General features: G+C 75.6%; 1 protein-coding gene. It reads right to left on the bottom strand.

The features are described from left to right. Positions 1–11 precede the first annotated feature (11 nt). Entirely contained in the window at positions 12–22,784 is a 22,773-nt protein-coding gene (locus tag CLV40_RS39425; protein WP_245931233.1) for a type I polyketide synthase, read from the bottom strand. Positions 22,785–22,856 lie beyond the last annotated feature (72 nt).

Below are 22,856 nucleotides of genomic sequence, written 5' to 3'. Positions count from 1 at the left end.
GGGCCCCCTCCTCAGCTCTCCAGTTCGCGGTCGAGCAGGGCGAACAGCTCGTCGGCGTCGGCGGCGTCCACCTCGGTGTCGGTCTCCGGCGCCGCGGGCGCGGCGTGGTCGGGGACCAGGTCGGTGAGCAGCGCGGCGACCAGCTCGACCGCGGTGGGGTGGTCGAACACGAGCGTCGCGGGCAGCCGCACCCCGGTCGCGGCGGCGAGCCGGTTGCGCAGCTCGACCGCGGTCAGCGAGTCGAAGCCGAGGTCGTCGAAGCTGCGCTCGGGGTCGACGCGGTCGGCGGAGCCGTGCCCGAGCACGGCCGCTGCGGCCCCGGTGACCAGGTCGAGCAGGGTGTCGACGCGGTCGGCGGGGGTCTGCGCGGCCAGCCGGTCGGCCAGCGGCACCACCTCCACCTCCGCGACCCGGGCCCGGGGCTTCGCGGCCGGGACGAGACCCCGCAGCAGCGCGGGTACGCGCTTCGGGTTGGCCCGCAGGGCGTTGAGGTCGAGCTTGATCGGGACGAGTTCGGCGCGGCCGGAGGCCAGCGCGGCGTCGAGCATGGCCAGGCCGTCGGCCTCCGACAGCGGTCGCAACCCGGCCGACGCCAGCCGCCGGACGTCCACTTCGGACAGCGCGCTGGTCATGCCGAACTCGGTGGTCCACGGCCCCCACGCCAGCGCGGTGGCGGGCAGGCCCCGGGCGCGGCGGGTGCGGAGGAAGGCGTCGAGGGCGGTGTTGGCGGCGGCGTAGTTGCCCTGCCCCGCGCCGCCGAGCAGGCCCGCCGCGCCGGAGAACACGACGAAGCGGCGCAGGTCCATGTCGAGGGTGAGGTCGTGCAGGGCGCGGGCGCCGTCGAGTTTGGGGGCGAGGACGGCGGCGAGTCGATCCGGGGTCAGACCGGCGGTGACGGCGTCGTCGACGACGCCCGCGGTGTGGAACACGGCCGCGAGGTCGCCGACCTCGGCGATGACCTTGGCCAGCGCGGCGCGGTCGGTGACGTCGCAGGCGAAGACCCGTATCCGGGCGTCGAGGTCCGTGGGTGCCTCACCGCCACTACGGCTGATCAGCACGAGGTCGCGGACGCCGTGCTCGGTGACGAGGTGCCGGACCAGCCGCGAGCCGATGCCGCCGGTCCCGCCGGTGACCAGGACCGGGCGGTCGTCGAGCGGGGCCGGGACGGTGATGACCACCTTGCCGATGTGGCGGGCGGCGGCCATGTGGCGGAACGCGGCGGACAGGTCGCGCGCGGGCCGCGCGGTGACCGGCAGGGCCGCGATGTGGCCGTCGCGCAGCAGCCGCGTGATGTCGGCCAGCATCTCGCGGATGCGGTCCGGTCCGGCCTCGACGAGGTCGAAGGCGCGGTAGCGGACGCCATCCGGGGAGCGGATGTCGGTCTTGCCGAGTTCGATGAACCGGCCGCCGGGGCGCAGCAGGCGCAGCGAGGCGTCGATGAACTCGCCCGCGAGGGAGTTGAGGACGACGTCGACGGGGGCGAAGCGGTCCGCGAAGGCGAGGTCCCGGGACGAGGCGAGGTCGGTGGCGGCAAGGTCGAGGGCGGCGTGCTTGGCCGGGCCCGCCGTGCCGACGACGTGGGCGTCCCAGTGCCGGGCGAGGTGGACGGCGGCCATGCCGACCCCTCCGGCGGCGGCGTGGACGAGGACGCGTTCACCCGCGCGGAGCCCGGCGAGGTCGTGGAGGGCGTAGTAGGCGGACAGGTAGGCGATCGGGATGGTGGCGGCGTCGGTGAAGGACATCCCGTCGGGGATGGGGGCGAGCAGTCGGGCGTCGGCGACGGCGGAGGTGGCGAGCGCGGCGGGGAACATGCCGAGCACCCGGTCCCCGGGCGCGAGTCCGTCCACATCGGACGCGACCTCGGTCACCACCCCCGCGCCCTCGAGCCCGAGCGGTGCCGGGTCGCCCGGGTACATGCCCAGCACGGTGAGCACATCGCGGAAGTTGAGGCCGGTGGCGCGTAGCGACACCCGGACCTCACCGGACACCAGGGGCCTGGGTTCGGCGGGAGCGACGCCGATCCCGTCCAGCGAACCGGTGTCGTCGTGGACGGCGCGCCACTCCCCGTCGGGCAGCGCGGGCGGCTCGACGACGCGGGCCAGGCGCGGGGTGTAGGCGCGTCCGGCGCGGACGGCGACCTGCGGCAACCCGGAGGCCAACACCTCGGCGGGCACGTCCCCGCTGTCGACGTCGACGATCGCGACGCGACCCGGTCGTTCGGTGATGACCGACCGGATCAGCCCCCACACCGCCGCGCCCGCGACGTCGATCGGCGCCTGCCCGACGCTCACGCCGTCATCGACCTCGACCGCGCCTCTGGTCACCACTACGAGCCTGGAGTCGGTGTCGTGGGCGAGGTGGGCTTGGACTGCGGTGAGGACGCGGGTCAACTCGGCGAGCGGATCGGTGCCGGTCACCGACAGCGTCACAACGTCGACGGGCGTCCCGGCGACCGGGTCGCACGCCTCCCAGTCCAGTTCCAGCAAGGGCGCCGCGGGGGCGGGGCGGTCCGCACCGAGTTCACGCATGACGACGCCGCGCGCGGTCAGCACGGGCGCGCCGGTCGCGTCGGCGGCGGAGAGGGAGACGGTGTTGGTCGCGGTTGCGGCGACCCGGACCCGCAGGTGCCGCGCGCCGACGGCGTGCAGGGTGACGCGGTCCCAGGAGAACGGCACCCGCGCGCCGCCCTCGGAGACGAACACCAGTCCTTGCAGCGCGGCGTCGAGCAGCGCCGGGTGCACGGAGAACTCGTCGGCGTCACCTTCGGGCAGGTCGACCTCGAGGAACGCCTCGGTCGGGGTGCGCCAGGCGGCGGTCAGTCCTTGGAAGACCGGGCCGTAGGCGAAGCCTCCGGTGGCGTAGTCGGCGTAGAAGTTCGACAGGTCAACGGGTTCCGCGCCCGCGGGCGGCCAGGTGCCGACCGGGTCCGGTGTGCCGCCGGGGCCGAACTGGCCGGTGGCGTGGGTGGTCCACTCGTCGGTGTCGTCGCGGCGGGAGTGGACGCGGACCGTGTCGCCGTCGACGAGCACCTGGATCCGCACACCGCCGTCCTCGGGCAGCACCAGCGGCGCGGCGAGGGTGAGTTCGGCGAGTCCGTCGGCGCCGACGAGGTCGCCCGCGCGGAGCGCGAGTTCGAGGAACCCGGTGCCGGGGAACAGGATCCGGTCGCGCACGCGGTGGTCGGCCAGCCACGGGTGGGTGCGGGTGGACAGGCGCCCGGACAGCAGCCAGCCGCCGTCGGCCAGTTCGACCACGGCCCCCAGCAGGGGGTGCCCGGCGGCGCCGAGCCCGGCCGCCGTCACGTCGCCGACCCGCGCGGCGGGCGTGGGCCGGAACAGTTCCCGCTGGAACGGGTACGTCGGCAGGTCGACCCGTCGAGCGCCCAGGCCGTCGAACACCGGCGCCCAGTCGACCTCGACCCCGCGCACCCACAGCGCGCCCAGCCCGGCGAGCGCCGCGCGGTCCTCCGCGATCCCGTCCCGGACCAGCGCGACGACTCCCGGCGCGCGGCCGTCGGCGATCTCGTGGACGGCCGACGACAACACCGCCCGCGGCGCGATCTCGACGACGGTGTCGATGCCGCGGTCGAGGGCCGCGGTGACGCCATCGGCGAACCGGACGGCGTCGCGGACGTGCCGGACCCAGTAGTCGGGGTCGGTCAGCCCGGTCGCGTGGGTGCCGGTGTGGTCGGAGATCACCGGCGTGGTCGGCTCGCGGTAGGTGAGGCTCGCGGCGACGGCGGCGAACTCGGCGAGCACGGGTTCCATCAGCGGCGAGTGGAAGGCGTGGCTGACGGTGAGCCGCTTGGTCTTGCCGCCCCGGGCCGCGACCTCGGCGGCGATGGCGGCGACCTCGTCCTCGACACCGGAGATCACGACCGACGACGGCCCGTTGACCGCGGCGACGGACACGCCGTCGGTGAGCAGCGGGACGACCTCGGCCTCGGTGGCGCGCAGGGACACCATGGCGCCGCCCGCCGGGAGCGCCGCCATGAGCCTGCCGCGCGCGGCGACGAGCGCGCAGGCGTCCGCCAGCGACCAGACACCGGCGAGGTAGGCGGCGGTGATCCCGCCGATGGAGTGGCCGAGCAGCACCTCCGGGGTGACTCCCCAGGAGGTGAGGAGCCCGTGCAGCGCGACGCCGTGGGCGAACAGGGCGGGCTGGGTCAGGTCGGTGCGGTCGAGGTTGTCGCCGGTGCGCGCGGCTTCGGCGACGGCCGGGTCGAAGTGCGCGAGGACCTCGTCGAACGCGGCGGCGAAGACGGGGAACCGGGCGCGCAGGTCTTGGCCCATGCCCGCGCGTTGGGCGCCTTGGCCCGCGAAGACGAACGCGACCCGGCGGTCCCCGGTGGCCCGACCGCGCGCGGTGGGCGCGTCGAGTCCGGCTCGGAGTTCATCGAGGCTCGCGCCGACGACGACGGCGCGTTCGGTGAGGGCGGCGCGGGAGGTGGCCAGGGAGTACCCGAGGTCGGTGGCGGTCCCGTCGACCGCGCGCAGCCGCGCGGCCTGGTCGGTGAGCGCGTCGGCCGTGCGGGCCGAGATCGGCCACGCGACCAAGGCGTCCTCGGCGTTGCCGGGCTCCGCATCCGGGCCTTGTTCGAGGATGACGTGCGCGTTGGTGCCGCTGATGCCGAACGACGACACCCCGGCGCGGCGCGGCCGGTCGACGTCCCAGGCCCGGGACTCCGCCAGCACCTCGACGGCGCCGCCGGACCAGTCGACCTCGGTGGACGGCGTGCCGACGTGCAGGGTGGCGGGCAGCACGCCGTGCCGCATGGCCTCGACCACCTTGATCACCCCGGCGACCCCGGCGGCGGCCTGGGTGTGGCCGATGTTCGACTTCACCGACCCCAACCACAGCGGCTCGGCGCGGTCCTGCCCGTAGGTGGCGAGCAGCGCCTGGGCCTCGATCGGGTCGCCGAGACGGGTCCCGGTGCCGTGCGCCTCCACGGCGTCCACCTCGGACGGCCGCAGCCCGGCCTCGGCCAGAGCGCGGCGGATCACCCGCTGCTGCGACGGCCCGCTCGGCGCGGTCAGCCCGTTCGACGCGCCGTCGGAGTTCACCGCCGAGCCCCGCACGACGGCCAACACGGGGTGCCCGTGCCGTTGCGCGTCGGACAGGCGCTCGACGACGAGCATCCCGGCGCCCTCGGACCACCCGGTGCCGTCGGCCGCGTCGGAGAACGCCTTGCACCGGCCGTCGGCGGCGAGCCCGCTCTGCCGGGAGAACTCGACGAGCGAGCCCGGCGTGGCCATCACGGTCACGCCGCCCGCCAGCGCCAGGGTGCACTCGCCGCGCTGGATCGCCCGCGCGGCCCAGTGCAGCGCCACCAGCGACGACGAGCACGCCGTGTCCACGGTGACCGCCGGGCCTTCCAGCCCCAGGACGTAGGCCACCCGGCCGGACAGGACGCTCGCGGCGTTGCCGGTCATCAGGTGTCCCTCGCCGACCTCGCGGGACTCGACGAGCAGTGTCGTGTAGTCCTGCCCGTTGCTGCCCGCGAAGACGCCGGTGTCGGTGCCGCGCAACGAGGTCGGGTCGATGCCCGCGCGTTCCAGCGCCTCCCAGGCGGTCTCCAGCACGAGCCGCTGCTGCGGGTCCATGGCCAGGGCCTCGCGCGGGGAGATGCCGAAGAAGTCGGCGTCGAAGGCGAAGGCGCCGGTGAGGAAGCCGCCCTCGGCGGTGTCGCTGGCGCCGGCGAGCAGCGTGTCGAGGGGCCAGCCCCGGTCGGTGGGCAGCGGGCCGATCGCGTCGGTGCCGGTGCGCACCAGGTCCCACAGCCGCTCCGGGCTGTCGACGCCGCCGGGGAAGCGGCAGGCCATGCCGACGATGACGATCGGGTCGGTGTCGGACGCGGCCTGGACGACGGTTTCCGCGGGCTGGTCCGTGTCGTCGCCGAGTTGCGCGCGCAGGTAGCGGCCGAGCGCCGTCGCGGTCGGGTAGTCGAAGATCAGGGTGCTGGGCAGCCGCAGGCCCGTGGCGGCGGTGAGCCGGTTGCGCAGGTCGACGGCGGTGAGCGAGTCGAAGCCGAGATCCGAGAACGCGCGGCGGGGTTCGACGGCGTCGGCGCTCGGGTGGCCGAGAACGGCGGCGGCCTGGGCGCGGACCACGTCGAGGACGGCGCGTTCGCGGTCGGCGCCGGTGAGCCCGGCGACCTTGGCGCGCAGGTCCCCGGCGTCGGCGGGCCGTTCGACGGCGGTCTGGGCGGCTTCGGGCAGTTCGGCGAGCAGCGGGCTGGGGCGCAGCGCGGTGAAGGCGGGCGCGTAGGTGGCCCAGTCGACGCCCGCCACGGTCAGCGTCGGGGTGCCTGCGGCGACGACGGCGAGCAGGGTGTCGACGGCGGCGTCCGGCGCCAGGACGTGGATGCCGCCCCGGCGCTGCCGGTCGGCGACTCCCCCGGCCATGCCCTCGTCGGCCCAGGGGCCCCAGGCGATGGAGGTGGCGGGCAGGCCGAGTCCGGCGCGGTGTTCGGCGAGCGCGTCGAGCCCGGCGTTGGCGGCGGCGTAGTTGGCCTGGCCGGGGCCGCCCCAGACGCCTGCGGTGGAGGAGAACAGGATGAACGCGTCGAGGTCGCTCGTCAGCTCGTGCAGGTGGCGGGCGGCGGTCCACTTGGGTTCGACGACGGCGGCGAGCCGTTCGGGGGTGAGCGCGCCGACCACGCCGTCGGCCAACACGCCTGCCGCGTGGACGACGGCCCGCAGCGGGAACCGGGCGGGGATCGCGGCGAGGGTGGCGGCCAGGGCGTCGCGGTCGGCGGCGTCGCAGCGGGCGACGGTGACCTCGGCGCCCAGTGCCGCCAGCTCGGTGACCAGATCGGCCGCGCCGTCGGCGTCGAGTCCGCGCCTGCTGAGCAGCAGGAGGTGTTCGGCGCCCGCACCGGCGAGCCTGCGGGCCAGCCGCGCGCCGAGCGCGCCGGTGCCGCCGGTGATCAACGTGGTGCCGGTGGGCCGCCAGGTGTCGGTTCCGGTGGCGCGGCCGGGGGCGCGGACGAGCCTGCGGCCCAGTGTCCCGGAGGCGCGGACGGCGACCTGGTCCTCGCCGTCGTGTCCGGCCAGCACGGCCGCGACCCGGTCGCCGGTGCGGGGGTCGGGTTCGGCGGGCAGGTCGATCAGGCCGCCCCAGCGGCCGGGGTTCTCCAGCGCGACGACGCGGCCGAGTCCCCAGACCAGCGCCTGGTCCGGTGCGGTGACGCGGTCGCCGTCGCGCGCGGCGACGGCCTCCCGGGTCAGGCACCACAGCGGGGCGGCTGCCCCGGCGTCGTCGAGGGCCTGCACCAGGGCGAGCGTGGTGACCAGGCGGTGGTCGAGGGCGAGCAGGGACAGCACGCCGTCGAACTGCCGGGCCGCCAGCAGGTCCGCGAGGGTGGCGCGGTCGGGGGCGTCGACGGGCAGGGTCGCGAAGGACAGGCCGGTGGCGGTGAGCGAGTCGAGGACGGCGGTGAGCCACGGGTCGCCGTCGAGGGTGGCGGGGACGACCGCGAGCCAGGTGCCGCCCGGGACGCCGTTCCGCTCGGCCAGGGGCTGCCAGCGGACGCGGTAGGCGCGGTCGTCGGCGTCGTGGCGTTCGGCCTGGCGCTTGCGCCAGTCGGCGAGCGCGGGCACGACCCGTTCCCACGGGGTGTCGGGTGTGACGCCGATGAGGCGGGACAGGTCCGCGGTGTCGGTGTCGGCGACCGACGTCCAGAACTCGGCGGCGACGGTGTCGACCACCGGGCCGGAGCCGAGGGTGGGCCAGTAGCGGTCGCGCTGGAACGGGTAGGTCGGCAGGTCGACGCGCGTGCCGGGGGCGGCCGGGGCCAGGTCGACGTCGACGCCCCGCACGTGGGCCTCGGCGAGGGAGCGCAGGAACCGGTCGAGGGAGCCCTCGTCGCGGCGCAGTGAGCCGATGACGGCGGGTTCGCGGTCGAGGTCGAGCGCGTCGGTGGTCTGCCGCACGGCCATGCCCAGCACGGGGTGCGGGCTGAGTTCGACGAACGCGTCGAAGCCCTGGTCGAGCAGGGCGCGGGTGGCGGACTCGAACCGGACGGTCTGCCGCAGGTTCCGGTACCAGTAGTCGGCGTCGAGCGGGCGGTCCAGCCAGGCATCGTCCACTGTGGAGTAGAACGGGATCTCGGCGGGCCGCGGGTCGAGGTCGGCGAGGACCTCGCGCAGTTCGGTCTCGATGCGTTCGACGTGCGCGGAGTGCGAGGCGTAGTCGACGGGGACGCGGCGGGCGCGCGAGTCGGTCCCGTCGCAGTGCGCGATCAGCTCGTCGAGGGCGTCCGCGTCACCGGCGACGACGACGCTTTCGGGTCCGTTGAGCGCCGCGAGGGAGATCCGGCCGTCCCAGCGGGCGATGAGGTCGGCGGCGCTGTCGGGGTCGACGCGCAGCGACACCATGCCGCCCGCGCCGCTGAGCGCGCCGAGTGCCCTGCTGCGCAACGCGACCACCTTGGCCGCGTCCTCGAGGGACAGGGCGCCCGCGATGTGCGCGGCGGCGATCTCGCCCTGCGAGTGGCCGACCACGGCGGCGGGGTGGACGCCGTGCGACTGCCAGAGGCGGGCCAGCGACACCATGACCGCGAACAGCGCGGGCTGCACCACGTCGAGCCGGTCGAGCGCGTCGGCCCGGGTGAGCGCGTCCCGCAGCGACCAGTCCACGTGCGGTGCCAGCGCCCGTTCGCAGGCGTCGATGCTGTCGGCGAACACCGGCGACGACGCGAGCAGTTCCACGCCCATCCCGACCCACTGGGCCCCTTGCCCGGGGAAGACGAACGCGGTCTTGCCCGTGAGGTCCGCGAGCCCGGTGACCACGGCGTCGGCCTGCTCACCGACGGCCAGGGCCCGCGCTCCGGCGCGCAGCGACTCGGCGTCGGCGGCGACCACGACCGCGCGGTGCTCGAACCGGGTGCGGGTGGCGATGAGCGAATGCGCGACGTCGCCGAGGGGAGCGTCCACAAGCGACAGCAGGTGGCTCGCTCCGGCGCGTAGGGCGGTGGCGGTCCTGGCGGACAGCGGGAACGGGGTGGGGCCGTCGAGCGGGGTGCCCGGGTGTTCCGGGGCGGGTTCGGCCTCTTCGAGGATGACGTGCGCGTTGGTGCCGCTCATGCCGAACGACGACACCCCGGCGCGCCGGGGGTGCCCGTTGGCCGCCCAGTCGCGGGGTTGGTCGAGGAGCCGGACGGCGCCCTCGGTCCAGTCGATGTGCGGGGACGGCTCGGCGGCGTGCAGGGTGCGGGGCAGCCGCCCGTGCCGCAGCGCCTCGACCATCTTGATCACACCCGCGACCCCCGCCGCGGCCTGCGGGTGCCCGATGTTGGACTTCACCGACCCCAGCCACAGCGGCCGGTCGTCGGTGTGTTCGCGACCGTAGGTGGCGAGCAGCGCCTGCGCCTCGATGGGGTCGCCGAGGGTGGTGCCGGTGCCGTGCGCCTCGACGGCGTCGACCTCGGCGGCCGTGAGCCCGGCGGTGGCCAGCGCGCGCTGGATGACCCGCTGCTGCGCGGGCCCGTTGGGCGCGGTGAGCCCGTTGGAAGCGCCGTCCGAGTTGACCGCCGACCCGCGCACGACGGCCAGCACGGGGTGACCGTTGCGGCGGGCGTCGGAAAGCCGTTCCAGCACGAGCATGCCCGCGCCCTCGCCCCAGCTGGCCCCGTCGGCCCCGGCACCGAACGCCTTGCTGCGGCCGTCGGGCGCCAGGGCCCGCTGACGGGAGAACTCGATCAGCGATCCGGGGGTGGCCATGACCGTGACACCACCAGCGAGCGCGAGCGTGCAGTCGCCTTGGCGCAGCGAGTGGCAGGCCCAGTGCAGCGCGACCAGCGAGGACGAGCAGGCGGTGTCGACGGTGACGGCCGGGCCCTGGAGTCCGAGGGTGTAGGCGAGGCGGCCGGACAGCACGCTGGGCGAGTTGCCGGTGCCGAGGAACCCCTCGAAGCTGTCCGTCGCGGACAGCAGGAGCGTGGTGTAGTCCTGGTAGGTCACCCCGGCGAACACGCCGGTTTGCGTGCCGCGCAGGGATTCGGGGTCGATGCCCGCGCGTTCGATCGCCTCCCAGGAGGTCTCCAGCAGCAGCCGCTGCTGCGGGTCCATGGCGGTGGCCTCGCGCGGGGAGATGCCGAAGAACCCGGGGTCGAACAGACCGGCGCCGTGCAGGAAGCCGCCTTCGCGGGCGTAGCAGGTGCCGGGGTGGTCGGGGTCGGGGTGGTAGAGCGCGTCGAGGTCCCAGCCCCGGTCGGGCGGCAGGGAGGTGATGGCGTCGGTGCCCGCGTCGACCAGGTCCCACAGCGCGGCGGGCGAGTCGGCGCCGCCGGGGTAGCGGCACCCCATGCCGACGATGACGATCGGGTCGTCACCATCCACCGCGCGCACCGCGACCCGAACGGGCCCGGTGTCCTCCCCGTCGAGCAGGCCCCTCAGATGCCTGGCAAGAACCAGCGGAGTCGGGTGGTCGAACACCAGGGTCGCGGGCAACCGCACCCCCACCGCCGCGGCGAGCGCGTTGCGCAACTCCACCGCGGTCATCGAGGTCACCCCCAACTCCGAGAACGCCCGCTTCGGCTGGATGTCCTCGGCCCGCTCGTACCCCAGCACGGCGGCGGCCTCGGCCCGCACCACCGCGAGCAGCGCCTCTTCCCGCTCCCGCTCAGCCAACCCGCCCAGTCGCGGGGCGCTCCCGGTCGCGGCGACCGGGCGCTCAACCACCTTCTTCTCCGCGACGGACTCGACCACCGGGACCGCGTCGTCCGGCGCGGGCCGCAGCACCAGCGACTCGGCCGCGAACACCGGGTTGCCCGCCGGATCCGCCGCCTCCACCCGGTACGTGGTCTCGCCCCCGGTCGGCCGCAGTCGAACCCGCAGGTCCGTGGCCCCGGTCGCGAACAGCTCCACCCCGGTCCAGACATACGGCAACCGCCGCTCGGGCTCCCCCTGCCCCGCGACAAACCTCAACGCGTGCAGCGCCGCGTCGAGCAGCGCCGGGTGCAGCCCGAACCCGCTGACGTCCCGCCCGTCCTCAGGCAACGACACCTCGGCGAACAGCTCGTCACCGGCCCGCCACACCCGCCGCAGCCCCCGGAACAGCCCGTCGTACTCCGAACTCTCGTACACACCGTCGACATCCACCGCCTCCGCCCCACGCGGCGGCCACTGGACCAGGTCGAACCCGGCAACCCCACCGGAGGTCAGCACGGCCGTCCCGTGATGCGTCCAAGCCGCCCCGCGCCGGGAATGCACGACAGCCGTCCGTGCCCCGGCCGAGTCCGGCCCACCCACGGACACCTGCAGGTCGACGTCGCCATCCACCACCAACGGCGCCCCGAGCACGAACTCCTCGACCCGCGACACCCCCACCCGATCCCCCGCGATCAACGCCAGCTCAAGGAACCCGGTCCCGGGGAACAACACCCGCCCGGCAACCCGATGCCCCGCCAACCACGGGTGACCCCGCAACGAAAGCCGATGCGTCAACAGGACCCCGGAGTTGTCCACAGCCCCACCGGTCACGCCCCCGGTTTTGTCGGCCCCCGCCGCTAGACTCGATTCCGGGGGCCGGCGGCCGCCCACCTCCGGCACGACACCGGAAACACCGGCAGCCGACCCACCGGCGACAGGCACCGCCACGGGCAGCAGTTCCCGTCCGGTCTTCTCCTGCCCGTTCCCCACCACCGCCGTGCCGGTCAGCCAGTAGTCCCGGCGCTGGAAGGCATACGTCGGCAGATCGACCCAAGTAGCCGGGCCCGCCATCGCCGCGAGGTCGACCGCCACTCCCCCGACGTGCAGCCGCGCCACGGCCGCGTCCAGCGCGGCCCGCTCGTCCCGGTCCCGGCGCAGCGTCGCCACCACCAGCGACTCGTCCGCGTCGACCAGCGCCGACAGCACGGCGTCCGGCCCGACCTCCACGAAGCAGTCGACGCCCGCGGCCCGCAGCGACCGCACCCCGTCCGCGAACCGCACGGTCCCGCGCACGTGCGCCACCCAGTAGTCCGGCGTCCGCAGGTCGTCCCCGGCCGCCGGCGCGCCGGTGACGTTGGAAACCACCGGCAAAACCGGCTCCCGGTACGTCACCCGCGCCGCCACCGCCCGGAACTCCGCCAGCATCGGCTCCATCAGCGGTGAGTGGAACGCGTGCGACACCCGCAACCGCCGCACCCGCCGACCCAGCCCCCGCACCTGCTCCGCCACAGCCTCGACACCGTCGGCCACCCCGGACAGCACAACCGCGCGCGGCCCGTTCACCGCCGCCACGGCCACCCCGTCGACCAGCGAAAGCTCGTCCACATCGGCCTCGACAGCGATCATGGCCCCACCCACGGGCAACGCCTGCATGAGCCGCCCCCGCGCCGCCACCAGCGCGGCGGCGTCAGCCAGGTCGAGCACCCCCGCGACATGGGCGGCCGTCAGCTCACCGATCGAGTGCCCACCGACATAGGCGGGCCGCACACCCCAACTCCCCAGCAGCCGCACCAGCGCGACCTCGACCGCGAACAGCCCGGCCTGCGTGTACACGGTCTGGTCGAGCAGCTCACCACCGTCGAACACGACCTCGCGCACCGACCGGTCCAGGTGCCGGTCCTGGTGCCGGTCCAGCTCCGCGCACACCTCGTCGAACGCCGCCGCGAACGCCGGGTGCGCCGCATACAGCTCCCGCCCCATCCCGGCCCGCTGCGCACCCTGACCGGAGAACAGGAACGCGACCGTGCGCGGCGCATCAGCACTACCGACCACCACATGCGCGGCAGGCACACCGTCAGCAACCGCCCGCAAACCCCGAGCGAGATCACCACGGTCACCCGCGCGGACCAGCGCCCGCTCCTCAAAGGAAGCCCGCCCCGCCGCCAACGCCCCCGCGAGCGCGCCCGCTGTCAGCTCGGGCCGCGACTCCACCAGCTCCAGCAGCCGAGAAGCGTTATCCCGCAACGCCTCCGGAGTCCGCCCCGACACCGGAATCAACCCACTGTCCACAACAGACATAAGGTCGCCATCGACCGCGGGCGCCTCCAGGATCACGTGCGCGTTGGTCCCGCTGACCCCGAACGCCGACACACCCGCCCGCCGGGGCCCGGCGGAGTCCCACTCGACCGACTCGCTCAGCAGCCTGATCGCCCCGGACGCCCAGTCCACGTGCGGGGTCGGGGCGTCGATGTGCAGGCTGCGCGGCAGCACCCCGTGCCGCATGGCCAGCACCAGCTTGATGATCCCCGCCGCGCCCGCCGCCGCCTGGGTGTGGCCGATGTTCGACTTCACCGACCCCAGCCACAGCGGCCGGTCCCGGTCCCGCCCGTAGGTGGCCAGCAGCGCCCCGGCCTCGATCGGGTCGCCCAGCACGGTGCCGGTGCCATGCGCCTCCACAACGTCCACATCGGACGCCCGCAGGCCGGCGTTGGCCAGCGCCTGCCGGATCACCCGCTGCTGCGACGGCCCGCTCGGCGCGGTCAGCCCGTTGGACGCCCCGTCCGAGTTCACCGCCGAGCCCCGCACGACCGCGAGCACGCGGTGCCCGTGCCGCCGCGCGTCGGAGAGCCGTTCGAGCAGCAGCATGCCCGCGCCCTCGGCCCACCCCGTGCCGTCGGCGGCGGCGGCGAACGACTTGCACCGGCCGTCGGCGGAAAGCCCGCGCTGCCGGGAGAACTCGACGAACGCGCCCGGTGTCCCCATCACGGTCACGCCGCCCGCCAGCGCCAGCGAGGTCTCCCCCGCCGCGAGCGCCCGGCACGCCAGGTGCAGGGCGACGAGCGAGGACGAGCACGCGGTGTCGACGGTGACCGCGGGCCCCTCCAGCCCGAGCGTGTACGCGACGCGTCCGGACAGCACGCTGCCCGCGCCGCCGGTCATCAGGTACCCCTCGGCGCCCTCCGGCACCTCGGTGACCCCCGCGCCGTACCCGGACGCGCCCGCGCCGACAAACACGGCCGTGTCGCTGCCGCGCAGCGTGGACGGCACGATCCCGGCGCGCTCCAGCGTCTCCCACGCGGTCTCCAGCACGAGCCGCTGCTGCGGGTCCGTGGCCAGCGCCTCGCGCGGGCTCATGCCGAAGAACGGCGCGTCGAACCCGGCGGCGGCGACGAAGCCGCCGGAGCGCGTGCTGGACTTGCCCGCCGCGTCCGGGTCCGGGTCGTAGAGCCCGTCGAGGTCCCAGCCCCGGTCCTCGGGGAACCCGCCGATCGCGTCGCCGCCCGCCAAGACCAGGTCCCACAGCCGTTCCGGGCTGTCGACGCCGCCGGGGAACCGGCAGGCCATCCCGACGATCACGATCGGGTCGTCGGCCACGACCGCGCGGGCCTCGACCGGCGCGAGGTCGGCGCCGAGCAGGTGGTCGGCCAGCGCGGCGGGGGTCGGGTGGTCGAACACCAGGCTCACCGGCAGCGGCAGCCCGGTGCGCGCGGCCAGCGCGTCCCGGAACTCCACGGCCAGCAGTGAGTCGAAACCCAGTCCCTGGAACGTGTCGTCACGGCCCACGGCGACCGGGTCGGTGTGCCCGAGCACCCCGGCGGCCGCGCGGCGGACCAGGTCGAGGACGTGCCGGTGTCGTTCGACCTCGGTGCGCCCGGCCAGCTCGACGGCCAACGCGGACTCCTCGACGGGCGCCGCGGCCGGTCGGGGCAGGAGTTCGGCCAGCAGCGGGCTGGGGCGGGAGCTGGTGAACAGTGGTCCGAAGCGGTCCCAGTCGACGTCGGCGACGACGATCTCGGCGGGCCCGGCGGCGGTGAGCGCGGGCAACGCGGCTTCCGGGTCGAGCAGGCGCAATCCCCGCGCGGCCAACCGGTCCGCCGCGCCTTCCCTGGCGGCCATGCCCGCGCCGGCCCACGGTCCCCACGCGAGTGACACGGCGGACTGTCCCCGGGCGCGCCTGCGGGCGGCGAGGCCGTCGAGGTGGGCGTTGGCGGCGGCGTAGGCGGCCTGCCCGCCGCTGCCCCAGGCGGCGGCGACCGAGGAGAACAGGACGAAGGCGTCGAGGTCGGGCAGCAGCGCGTCGAGGTGGTCCGCGCCCCGGGCCTTGGCCGCCGCCACCTCGGCGAGCCCGGCCGCGTCCAGGTCGGTGACCGGGGTGTCGACGGCGATCCCGGCGGCGTGCACCACGGCCCGGATCGGCCCGATCTCCGCGATCAGCGCCTCGACCTGGGCCCGGTCGGCCACGTCGCAGGCGCGCGCGGACACCCTGGCGCCGAGTCCGCTCAGTTCGTCGACGAGTTCCGGCGCGACCCGCCCGGACCGGCCGACCAGCACCAGGTGCTCGGCGCCGCGCGCGGCGAGCCATTTCGCGACCTGGGCGCCGAGCCCGCCGGTGCCGCCGGTGATCAGGACCGTGCCGGTGGGCTGCCAGGTGGTGCCGTCGAGGTCGAGGCGGGTGAGCCTGCGGCCGAAACGGCCGCTCGCCCGAACGGCGACCTGGTCCTCGTCGCCCGCCAAGGTGGCCAGCACCCGGTCGGCGATCCCGTGGTCGAGGTCGGTCAGGATGTCGATGAGCCCGCCCCAGCGGGACCCGACTTCGAGGGCCGCGACCCGGCCGAGACCCCAGATCTCGGCGGCTCCCGGGTCGACCGGATCACCGGCGACCGCGGCGACCGCGTTCCTGGTCACGCACCACAACGGCGCGTCGATCCCATCGGCGGCCAGCGTCCGTAGGGCATCGGCGACCGCAGCCGCGTCGGTCGGCTCGTGGACGACTCCCGCGAACTCGCCGTCGGCGGGCAGGGTGACCGCGTCCAGTCCGCGCGCGCGGAGCGGTTCGGCGAGGTCCGGGTCGAGGACGAGCCAGCGGCCCGACGGGACCCCGTTGCCGGACAACGGTTTCCACTGGACCTGGTACGCGAGCTGGTTGCCTTGCGGACGGCGGCGGGGCCAGTAGCGCGTGGTCTGGAAGGCGTAGGTGGGCAGGTCGACGCGGCGCGGCTGGTCGGTGGCGAAGACCGCGGGCCAGTCGGCGCTCACCCCGGTGACGTGGAGTCGGCCCAGCGCGGCGCGGAGCAGGTGGGGTTCGGACGCGTCGCCGCGCAGCAGCGGGATCGCGACAGGCAGGGCCTCGGCGGCCATCGCGCTGAGCGCGCCGCCGGGGCCGACCTCCAGCACGCGGGTGATCCCGCGCTCGGCGAGGGTGGTCAGGACGTCGGCGAACCGGACCGGGCGGCGGGCGTGCTCGACCCAGTACCCGGGCGCGGTCAGGTCGGCGTCGCCGCCGGTGACCTCGGAGATGACCGGCAGGGTCGGCGCGGTGAGGGTCAGGGTGCCGAGGACCGCGCGGAACTCGTCCAGCATCGGGTCGACGAGCCGCGAGTGGAAGGCGTGGCTGACCCGGAGTTCCCTGGTGCGGTGGCCCCGATCGGCCAGCACGGCCGCGATCGCGCGGACCGCGTCCGCCGGGCCGGACAACACGACCGACCGCGGGCCGTTGACCGCCGCGATGTCGACGTCCGCGCCCTCCAGCAGCGGCAGCACCTCGTGCTCGGACGCGGCCACCGACACCATCGCCCCGCCCTCGGGCAGGGCCTGCATGAGTCGTCCGCGCGCGGTCACCAGCTCGGCGGCGGCGTCGAGGTCGAGGACCCCGGCGACGTGGGCGGCGGTGATCCCGCCGATGGAGTGCCCGGCCACGACGTCGGGCCGCAGTCCCCACTCGCCCAGCAGCCGGAAGAGCGCGACCTCGACGGCGAACAGCGCGGGCTGGGTGAACTCCGTGCGGTCGAGGTCCGGGCCAACCAGGAGCTCGCGCACCGGTCGGGGCAGCCGGGGATCGAGGTGCGCCGCGACCTCGTCGAACGCGTCGGCGAAGGCGGGGAACGCCGCGTGCAGGCCGGCGCCCATGCCCGCGCGTTGGGCGCCTTGCCCGGGGAACACCACGGCGAACCCGCCGCCGGAGGCCGAACCGAGGACCGTCCCGGGTTCGCGGTCCCGCAGGGCGCGCAGCCCGCGCACCAGGTCGCCCCGGGTGTCGCCCGCGATCGCGGCCCGGTGGGGGAAGTGGGTCCGCGAGATCGCCAGGGCGAAGCCGATGTCCTGAGTGGACGATTCGGTGGCGCCGAGCAGCCGGTCCGCCTGGGCCCGCAGCGCGTCCTCGGTCCGCCCCGAGAGCAACCACAACGCGGGCCGGTCCGCCACCGCGGGGACGGATTCCGGTTCCACGGATTCCAGCACCACGTGCGCGTTGGTGCCGCTGACCCCGAACGCGGACACCCCGGCCCGGCGCGGACGGCCGCGCGCCGGCCACGGCACCTCGTCGGCCAGCACTCGCACCGCGCCCGCGGCCCAGTCCACGTGCGGTGTGGGTTCGTCGGCGTGCAGGCTGCGCGGGGCGATACCGGCGGCCATGGCCAGCACCACCTTGATCACCCCCGCCACGCCCGCGGCGGCCTGGGTGTGGCCGATGTTCGACTTGACCGACCCGATCCACAGCGGTTCCGCCCGGTCGCGGCCGTAGGCGGCCAGCAGCGCCTGGGCCTCGATGGGGTCGCCCAGGGTGGTGCCGGTGCCGTGCGCCTCGACCACGTCGACGTCGTCGGGGGTGAGTCCGGCGGCGGCGAGCGCGTCGGCGATGACCCGCTGCTGGGCCGGCCCGTTGGGGGCGGTCAGGCCGTTGGAGGCGCCGTCGGAGTTGATCGCGCTGCCGCGCACGACCGCGAGGACCGGGTGACCGTTGCGGCGCGCGTCGGAGAGCCGTTCGAGCACGAGCACGCCGACGCCCTCACCCCAGCCGGTGCCGTCCGCACCCGCGCCGAAGGGCTTGCAGCGGCCGTCGGCGGCAAGGCCGCGCTGGCGGGCGAACTCGGCGAACGCGGCGGGGGTCGACATGATGGTCGCGCCGCCGGTCAGCGCCATGGCGCACTCGCCGCGCCGCAGCGAGTCCGCCGCCAGGTGCAGGGCGACCAGGGAGGACGAGCACGCGGTGTCGACGGTGATGGCCGGGCCGCGCAACCCGAGGGTGTAGGCGAGGCGGCCGGACACGACGCTCGCCGCGTTGCCGGTGCCCGCGTGGCCGCCGAGGTCGTCGTCGGACGTGGCGAGCACGGCCGGGTAGTCCTGACCGTTGGTACCGACGAACACGCCGACGCGTGCGCCGCGCAGCCCGGTCGGGTCGATGCCCGCCCGTTCGACGGCCTCCCATGCGGTGTGCAGCAGCAGGCGCTGCTGCGGGTCCATGGCCAGGGCCTCGCGCGGGGAGACGCCGAAGAACCCGGCGTCGAAATGGGTGGCGTCGTGCAGGAACCCGCCCTCGTGGGCGTAGTCGCCGGTGGTGGTCCAGCCGCGGTCGTGGGGGAACGGGCCGACGGCGTCGACGCCGTCGGCGATGAGCCGCCAGAACTCGGCGGGCGTGGTGACACCGCCGGGGAACCGGCAGCCGATCCCGACGATGGCGATGGGGTCGTCCACGACGGCGACCGTGGCGGTGGCCACCGCGGCCGACTCGCCGGTCAGCAGCCCGTCCAGGTGGGCGGCCAGCTCGGCGGGGGTCGGGAAGTCGAAGACGAGTGTCGCGGAGAGAGACAGGCCGGTGGCGGTGGCGAGCCGGTTGCGGAACTCGACGGCGGTCAGCGAGTCGAACCCGTTCTCCCGGAAGGACAACGCGGCCTCGACGCGCTCCGGGCCGTCGTGTCCGAGCACGGCTGCGGCCTCGGCGCGCACCAAGTCGGTGAGCGCGGCGACCCGGTCCGGTCCGGTGAGGTCGATCGGGTCCGCTTCCGGGGCGGGGAGTTCGGCGGCGAGCGGGCTGAGGAAGCCGCGAGTCCTGGGACCGGCGGTGGCCGGGACGAAGCGGGACCAGTCGATGTCGGCCACGACGACGACCGGGTCCGTGGCCCCGATGGCGGCCGACAGGGCCGCGCACGCCGTCGCCGGGTCCATGGCCGGGGTGCCCGCGCGGCGGAGCCGGTCGGCGACGCGGCTGTCGGCGGCCATGCCGGTGCCCGCCCACGGTCCCCACGCGACAGCGGTCGCCGGGAGTCCCACGGCGTGCCGGGCACGGGCGATGGCCTCGAGCGCGGCGTTGGCGGCGGCGTAGTTGGCCTGCCCGGCGGAACCGGCGGTGGCGGCCAGGGAGGAGAACAGCACGAACGCCGACAGCGGGTGGTCGCGGGTCAGCTCGTCGAGGTGGCGGGCGGTGTCGACCTTGGGGCGCAGCACGGCCGCGAACCGCTCGGGGGTGAGCGCGGCGAGGACGCCGTCGTCGAGGACCCCGGCGGTGTGCACGACGGCGCGGAGCGGGACGTCGTCGGGGATGGCGTCGAGGAGGGCGGCCAGCTGGTCGCGGTCGGCGGTGTCGCAGGCGACGAGGCTGACGCGGGTGCCCAGGGCTCGGAGTTCGGCGGCGCCGGGGGCCCGGTCGCCGCGGCGGCTGGCGAGCAGGATGTGCTCGGCGCCCCGGTCGGCGAGGTGGCGGGCGACGTGCGCGGCGAGTGCGCCGGAGCCGCCGGTGATGAGGGTGGTGCCGGACCAGTCGTGGTCGGCGGCGGGGAGCGGGTGGCGGGTCAGGCGTTCGGCGTGGACACCGGTCGCGCGGATCGCGAGGCGTCCGTCGGTTCCGGTGAGGCAGCGGGCCAAGTGGCGGCCGTCCCAGTCGTCGGGCAGGTCGAGGAGGCCGCCCCAGCGGTCCGGGGTCTCCAGGGCGATGGTGTGCCCGAGGCCCCAGGTGCTCGCCTGGACCGGGTTTTCGGCCGCGCCCCGGGTGACCAACCACAGCGGGACGGCCGTGGGCAGGTCGGCGAGGGCGGCGTTGGCGACGAGGCCCGTGGGGACGCCGGGGTGGTCGGGGTGCGGGCGTTCGTCGAGGGCCAGCAGGGAGATCACGCCCGCCAGGCCGTCGATCCCGGCCAGTTCCGCCGCGGTGGCGCGGATGGCGGTCGCGCCCGCCTCACCGAGGGCCGCCTCGATCCGGGCGGCGAGTTCGTCCTCTTCGGACAGTACGGCCCAGGTGCCGGTGAGGGCGCCGGGCGTTCGTTCGGCGGGGAGGGGTGCCCACGTGGTGCGGTACGTCCAGCGGCCGATGGTGTCCTGGTCGCGGCGGGAGTCCAGCCAGCGGGTCAGCAACGGGAGGGCGGTGCCGAGGGAGCGTCGTTGGTCCTCGTCGGCACCGAGCAGGCGGCTGAGGCCGTCGGCGTCGCGCAGCGCGTCGGCCAGGTCGTGGTCGGCGGCGCGCGGGGGCTCCGCGGGCAGCCAGAAGTGGTCGCGGGCGAAAGCGTGGGTGGGCAGGTCGGCGGGGTCGACCCCGGCGAAGGTCGCGGCCCAGTCGACGGGGACGCCGTCGACGTGCAGGCGGGCCAGCGCGGTGACCAGGGCCTTGGTCTCGGGGACGGCCGAGCGGGACACGGGGACGACGAGCGCGCCGTCGGTGGCTTCCTCGACCAGGCCGGTGAGCGCGGCGGAGGGGCCGATCTCGACGAACCGGCGCGCGCCGCGCTCGACGAGGAACCGGACACCGTCGCCGAAGCGGATGGCCTCGCGCACGTGCCGCACCCAGTAGTCGGGGGTGTGCAGCCGGTCCGCGATCTCGCCGGTCAGGCCGGAGACCACCGGCAGCTCGGGTTCGCGGTAGTCGACGGTCTCGGCGACAGCGCGGAACTCGTCGAGGATCGGGTCCATGTGCGCGGAGTGGAACGCGTGGCTGACGCGCAGCCGGGTCACGCGGTGGCCGAGGTCGGCGGCGCGGCGGGCCACGTCGGCGACGGCGTCCTCGTCGCCGGAGACGACGGTGGAGGCCGGGCCGTTGACCGCGGCGATGGAGACCGCGTCCCCCAGGAGGGGCAGGACGTCGGCCTCGGTGGCGCGGATCGAGACCATGGCGCCGTCGGCGGTGACCGCGCCCATGAGCCTGCCCCGGGCCGCGACGAGCCGGGCGGCGTCGGCGGCGGAGAACACCCCGGCGACGTGCGCGGCGGCGAGTTCGCCGATGGAGTGGCCGAGCAGGTGGTCGGGCCGGAGTCCCCGGCTTTCCAGGAGCCGGTAGAGCGCGACCTCGTAGGCGAACAGCGCGGTCTGGGTGTGGTCGGTGCGGTTCAGCAGTTCGGCATCGGCGCTGCCCGCCGACGCGAACATGACCGCGCGCGGGTCGTGTCCGGTGGCCGCGGTCAGGTGCTCGGCGAGTTCGTCGATGGTCGCGGCGAAGACCGGTTCGGCGGCGTACAGCTCGGCGCCCATGCCCGCCCGCTGCGCCCCTTGACCGGAGAACAGCGCGACCACGGACCCGCTCCCGGCGACGCCGGCGGGGACCACCGCGGCCGACGGCCGCTGCTCGGCGATGGCGCGCAGCCCGGCCCGCAGGTCGTCGAGGCTCGTGCCGACCACGGCGGTGCGGTGCGGCAACGCGGCCCGGGTCGTCGCCAACGCCGCCGCGACCGCGACCGGGTTGGCGTCGACCTCGTCGAGGAACTTGGTGGCCTGCCGGGACAACGAGGCAGCCGTGCGACCCGAGAACACCCAGGCGACGGGCCGCTCGGCCGGAGCCGGTGTGTCCGGTGTGGCCTCGGCGGCCTCGGCGGCCTCGAGGATGACGTGGGCGTTGGTGCCGCCGACACCGAAGGCGGAGACGGCGGCGCGGCGGGGTTCGCCGGTCTCGGGCCAGGGGCGGTTGGCGGTGAGGAGTTCGACGTGGCCCTCGGTCCAGTCGACCTGCGTGGTCGGGGTGTCGGCGTGCAGGGTGCGGGGCAGGGTCGCCGCGCGCAGCGCCATGATCGCCTTGATCAGGCCCGCGACGCCCGCCGCGGCCTGGGTGTGGCCGATGTTCGACTTCACCGACCCGAGGTGGAGCGGCCGGTCCTCGGTGCGGTCGCGGCCGTAGGTGGCCAGCAGGGCCCGCGCCTCGATCGGGTCGCCGAGCACCGTCCCGGTGCCGTGCGCCTCGACGAGGTCGACCTGCCGCTCGGTCAGCCCGGCCGCGGCGAGGGCCTGGCGGATCACGCGGCGCTGGGCGGTGCCGCTGGGGGCGGTCAGACCGTTGGAGGCGCCGTCGGAGTTCACCGCGCTGCCCCGGATCACCGCGAGCACGCGGTGGCCCCGCCGCACGGCGTCGGACAGCCGTTCCAGCACCAGCACGCCCGCGCCTTCGCCCCAGCCGGTGCCGGTGGCGTCGGCCCCGAAGGCGCGGCAGCGGCCGTCGGCGGCGAGGCCGCCCTGCTTGGCGAACTCCTGGAACGCCGTCGGCAGCGCCATGATCGTGACCCCGCCCGCGAGCGCGGTAGCGCACTCCCCGCGCCGCAGCGCCTCGACCGCCAGGTGCACGGCGACCAGCGACGACGAGCACGCGGTGTCCACGGTGACGGCGGGTCCGGTGAACCCCAGGGTGTAGGCGACGCGCCCGGACAACACGGCCCCGGAGCCGCCGGTGAGCAGGTGTCCCTCGGTGCCGTCGGGGGCGGCGCCGGAGCCGTAACCGGACGGTCCGGCGCCGACGAACACGCCCGTGCGCGAGCCCTTCAGCGTGGTGACGTCGACCCGGGCGCGTTCCACGGCCTCCCAGGCCAGTTCCAGCAGCAGCCGCTGCTGCGGGTCCATCGCCAGCGCCTCGCGCGGCGACACGCCGAAGAAGCCCGGGTCGAACGCGCCCGCGTCGGCCACGAAGCCGCCCTGGTGCCCGGCGAGCGCGGCGAGGTCCCAGCCGCGGTCGCCGGGCAGGTCGCCGATCGCGTCGGTGCCCGAGGTGACCACGTCCCACAGCCGCTCCGGGGTGACCGCGCCGCCGGGGAACCGGCAGGCCATGCCGACCACCGCGACCGGCTCGGCGGCGCGGTCCTCGACGGCGCGCAGCCGGTCCTTGGTCTCGGCCAGTTCGGCCGTGACCCGGCGGAGGTAGTCGCGGAGCTTCTGTTCCTGTGTAGTCGGCATCAGACCCTCTGTGACATCGCGAGATCGCGTGGCTTGCTCGCGGGTCACCGTAAGGTCGGGGCCGCTTGGGTA

The organism is Actinokineospora auranticolor (assembly GCF_002934265.1).
GTDB classification, from domain to species: domain Bacteria; phylum Actinomycetota; class Actinomycetes; order Mycobacteriales; family Pseudonocardiaceae; genus Actinokineospora; species Actinokineospora auranticolor.
The sequence above is the reverse complement of the archived record's forward strand: the minus strand, read 5'-3'. Positions and strand labels throughout refer to the sequence as shown.

Excerpts from the sequence above, each read along its gene's own strand:
- CLV40_RS39425 (WP_245931233.1), bottom strand. The coding sequence starts at position 22,784 with ATGCCGACTACACAGGAACAGAAGCTCCGCGACTACCTCCGCCGGGTC.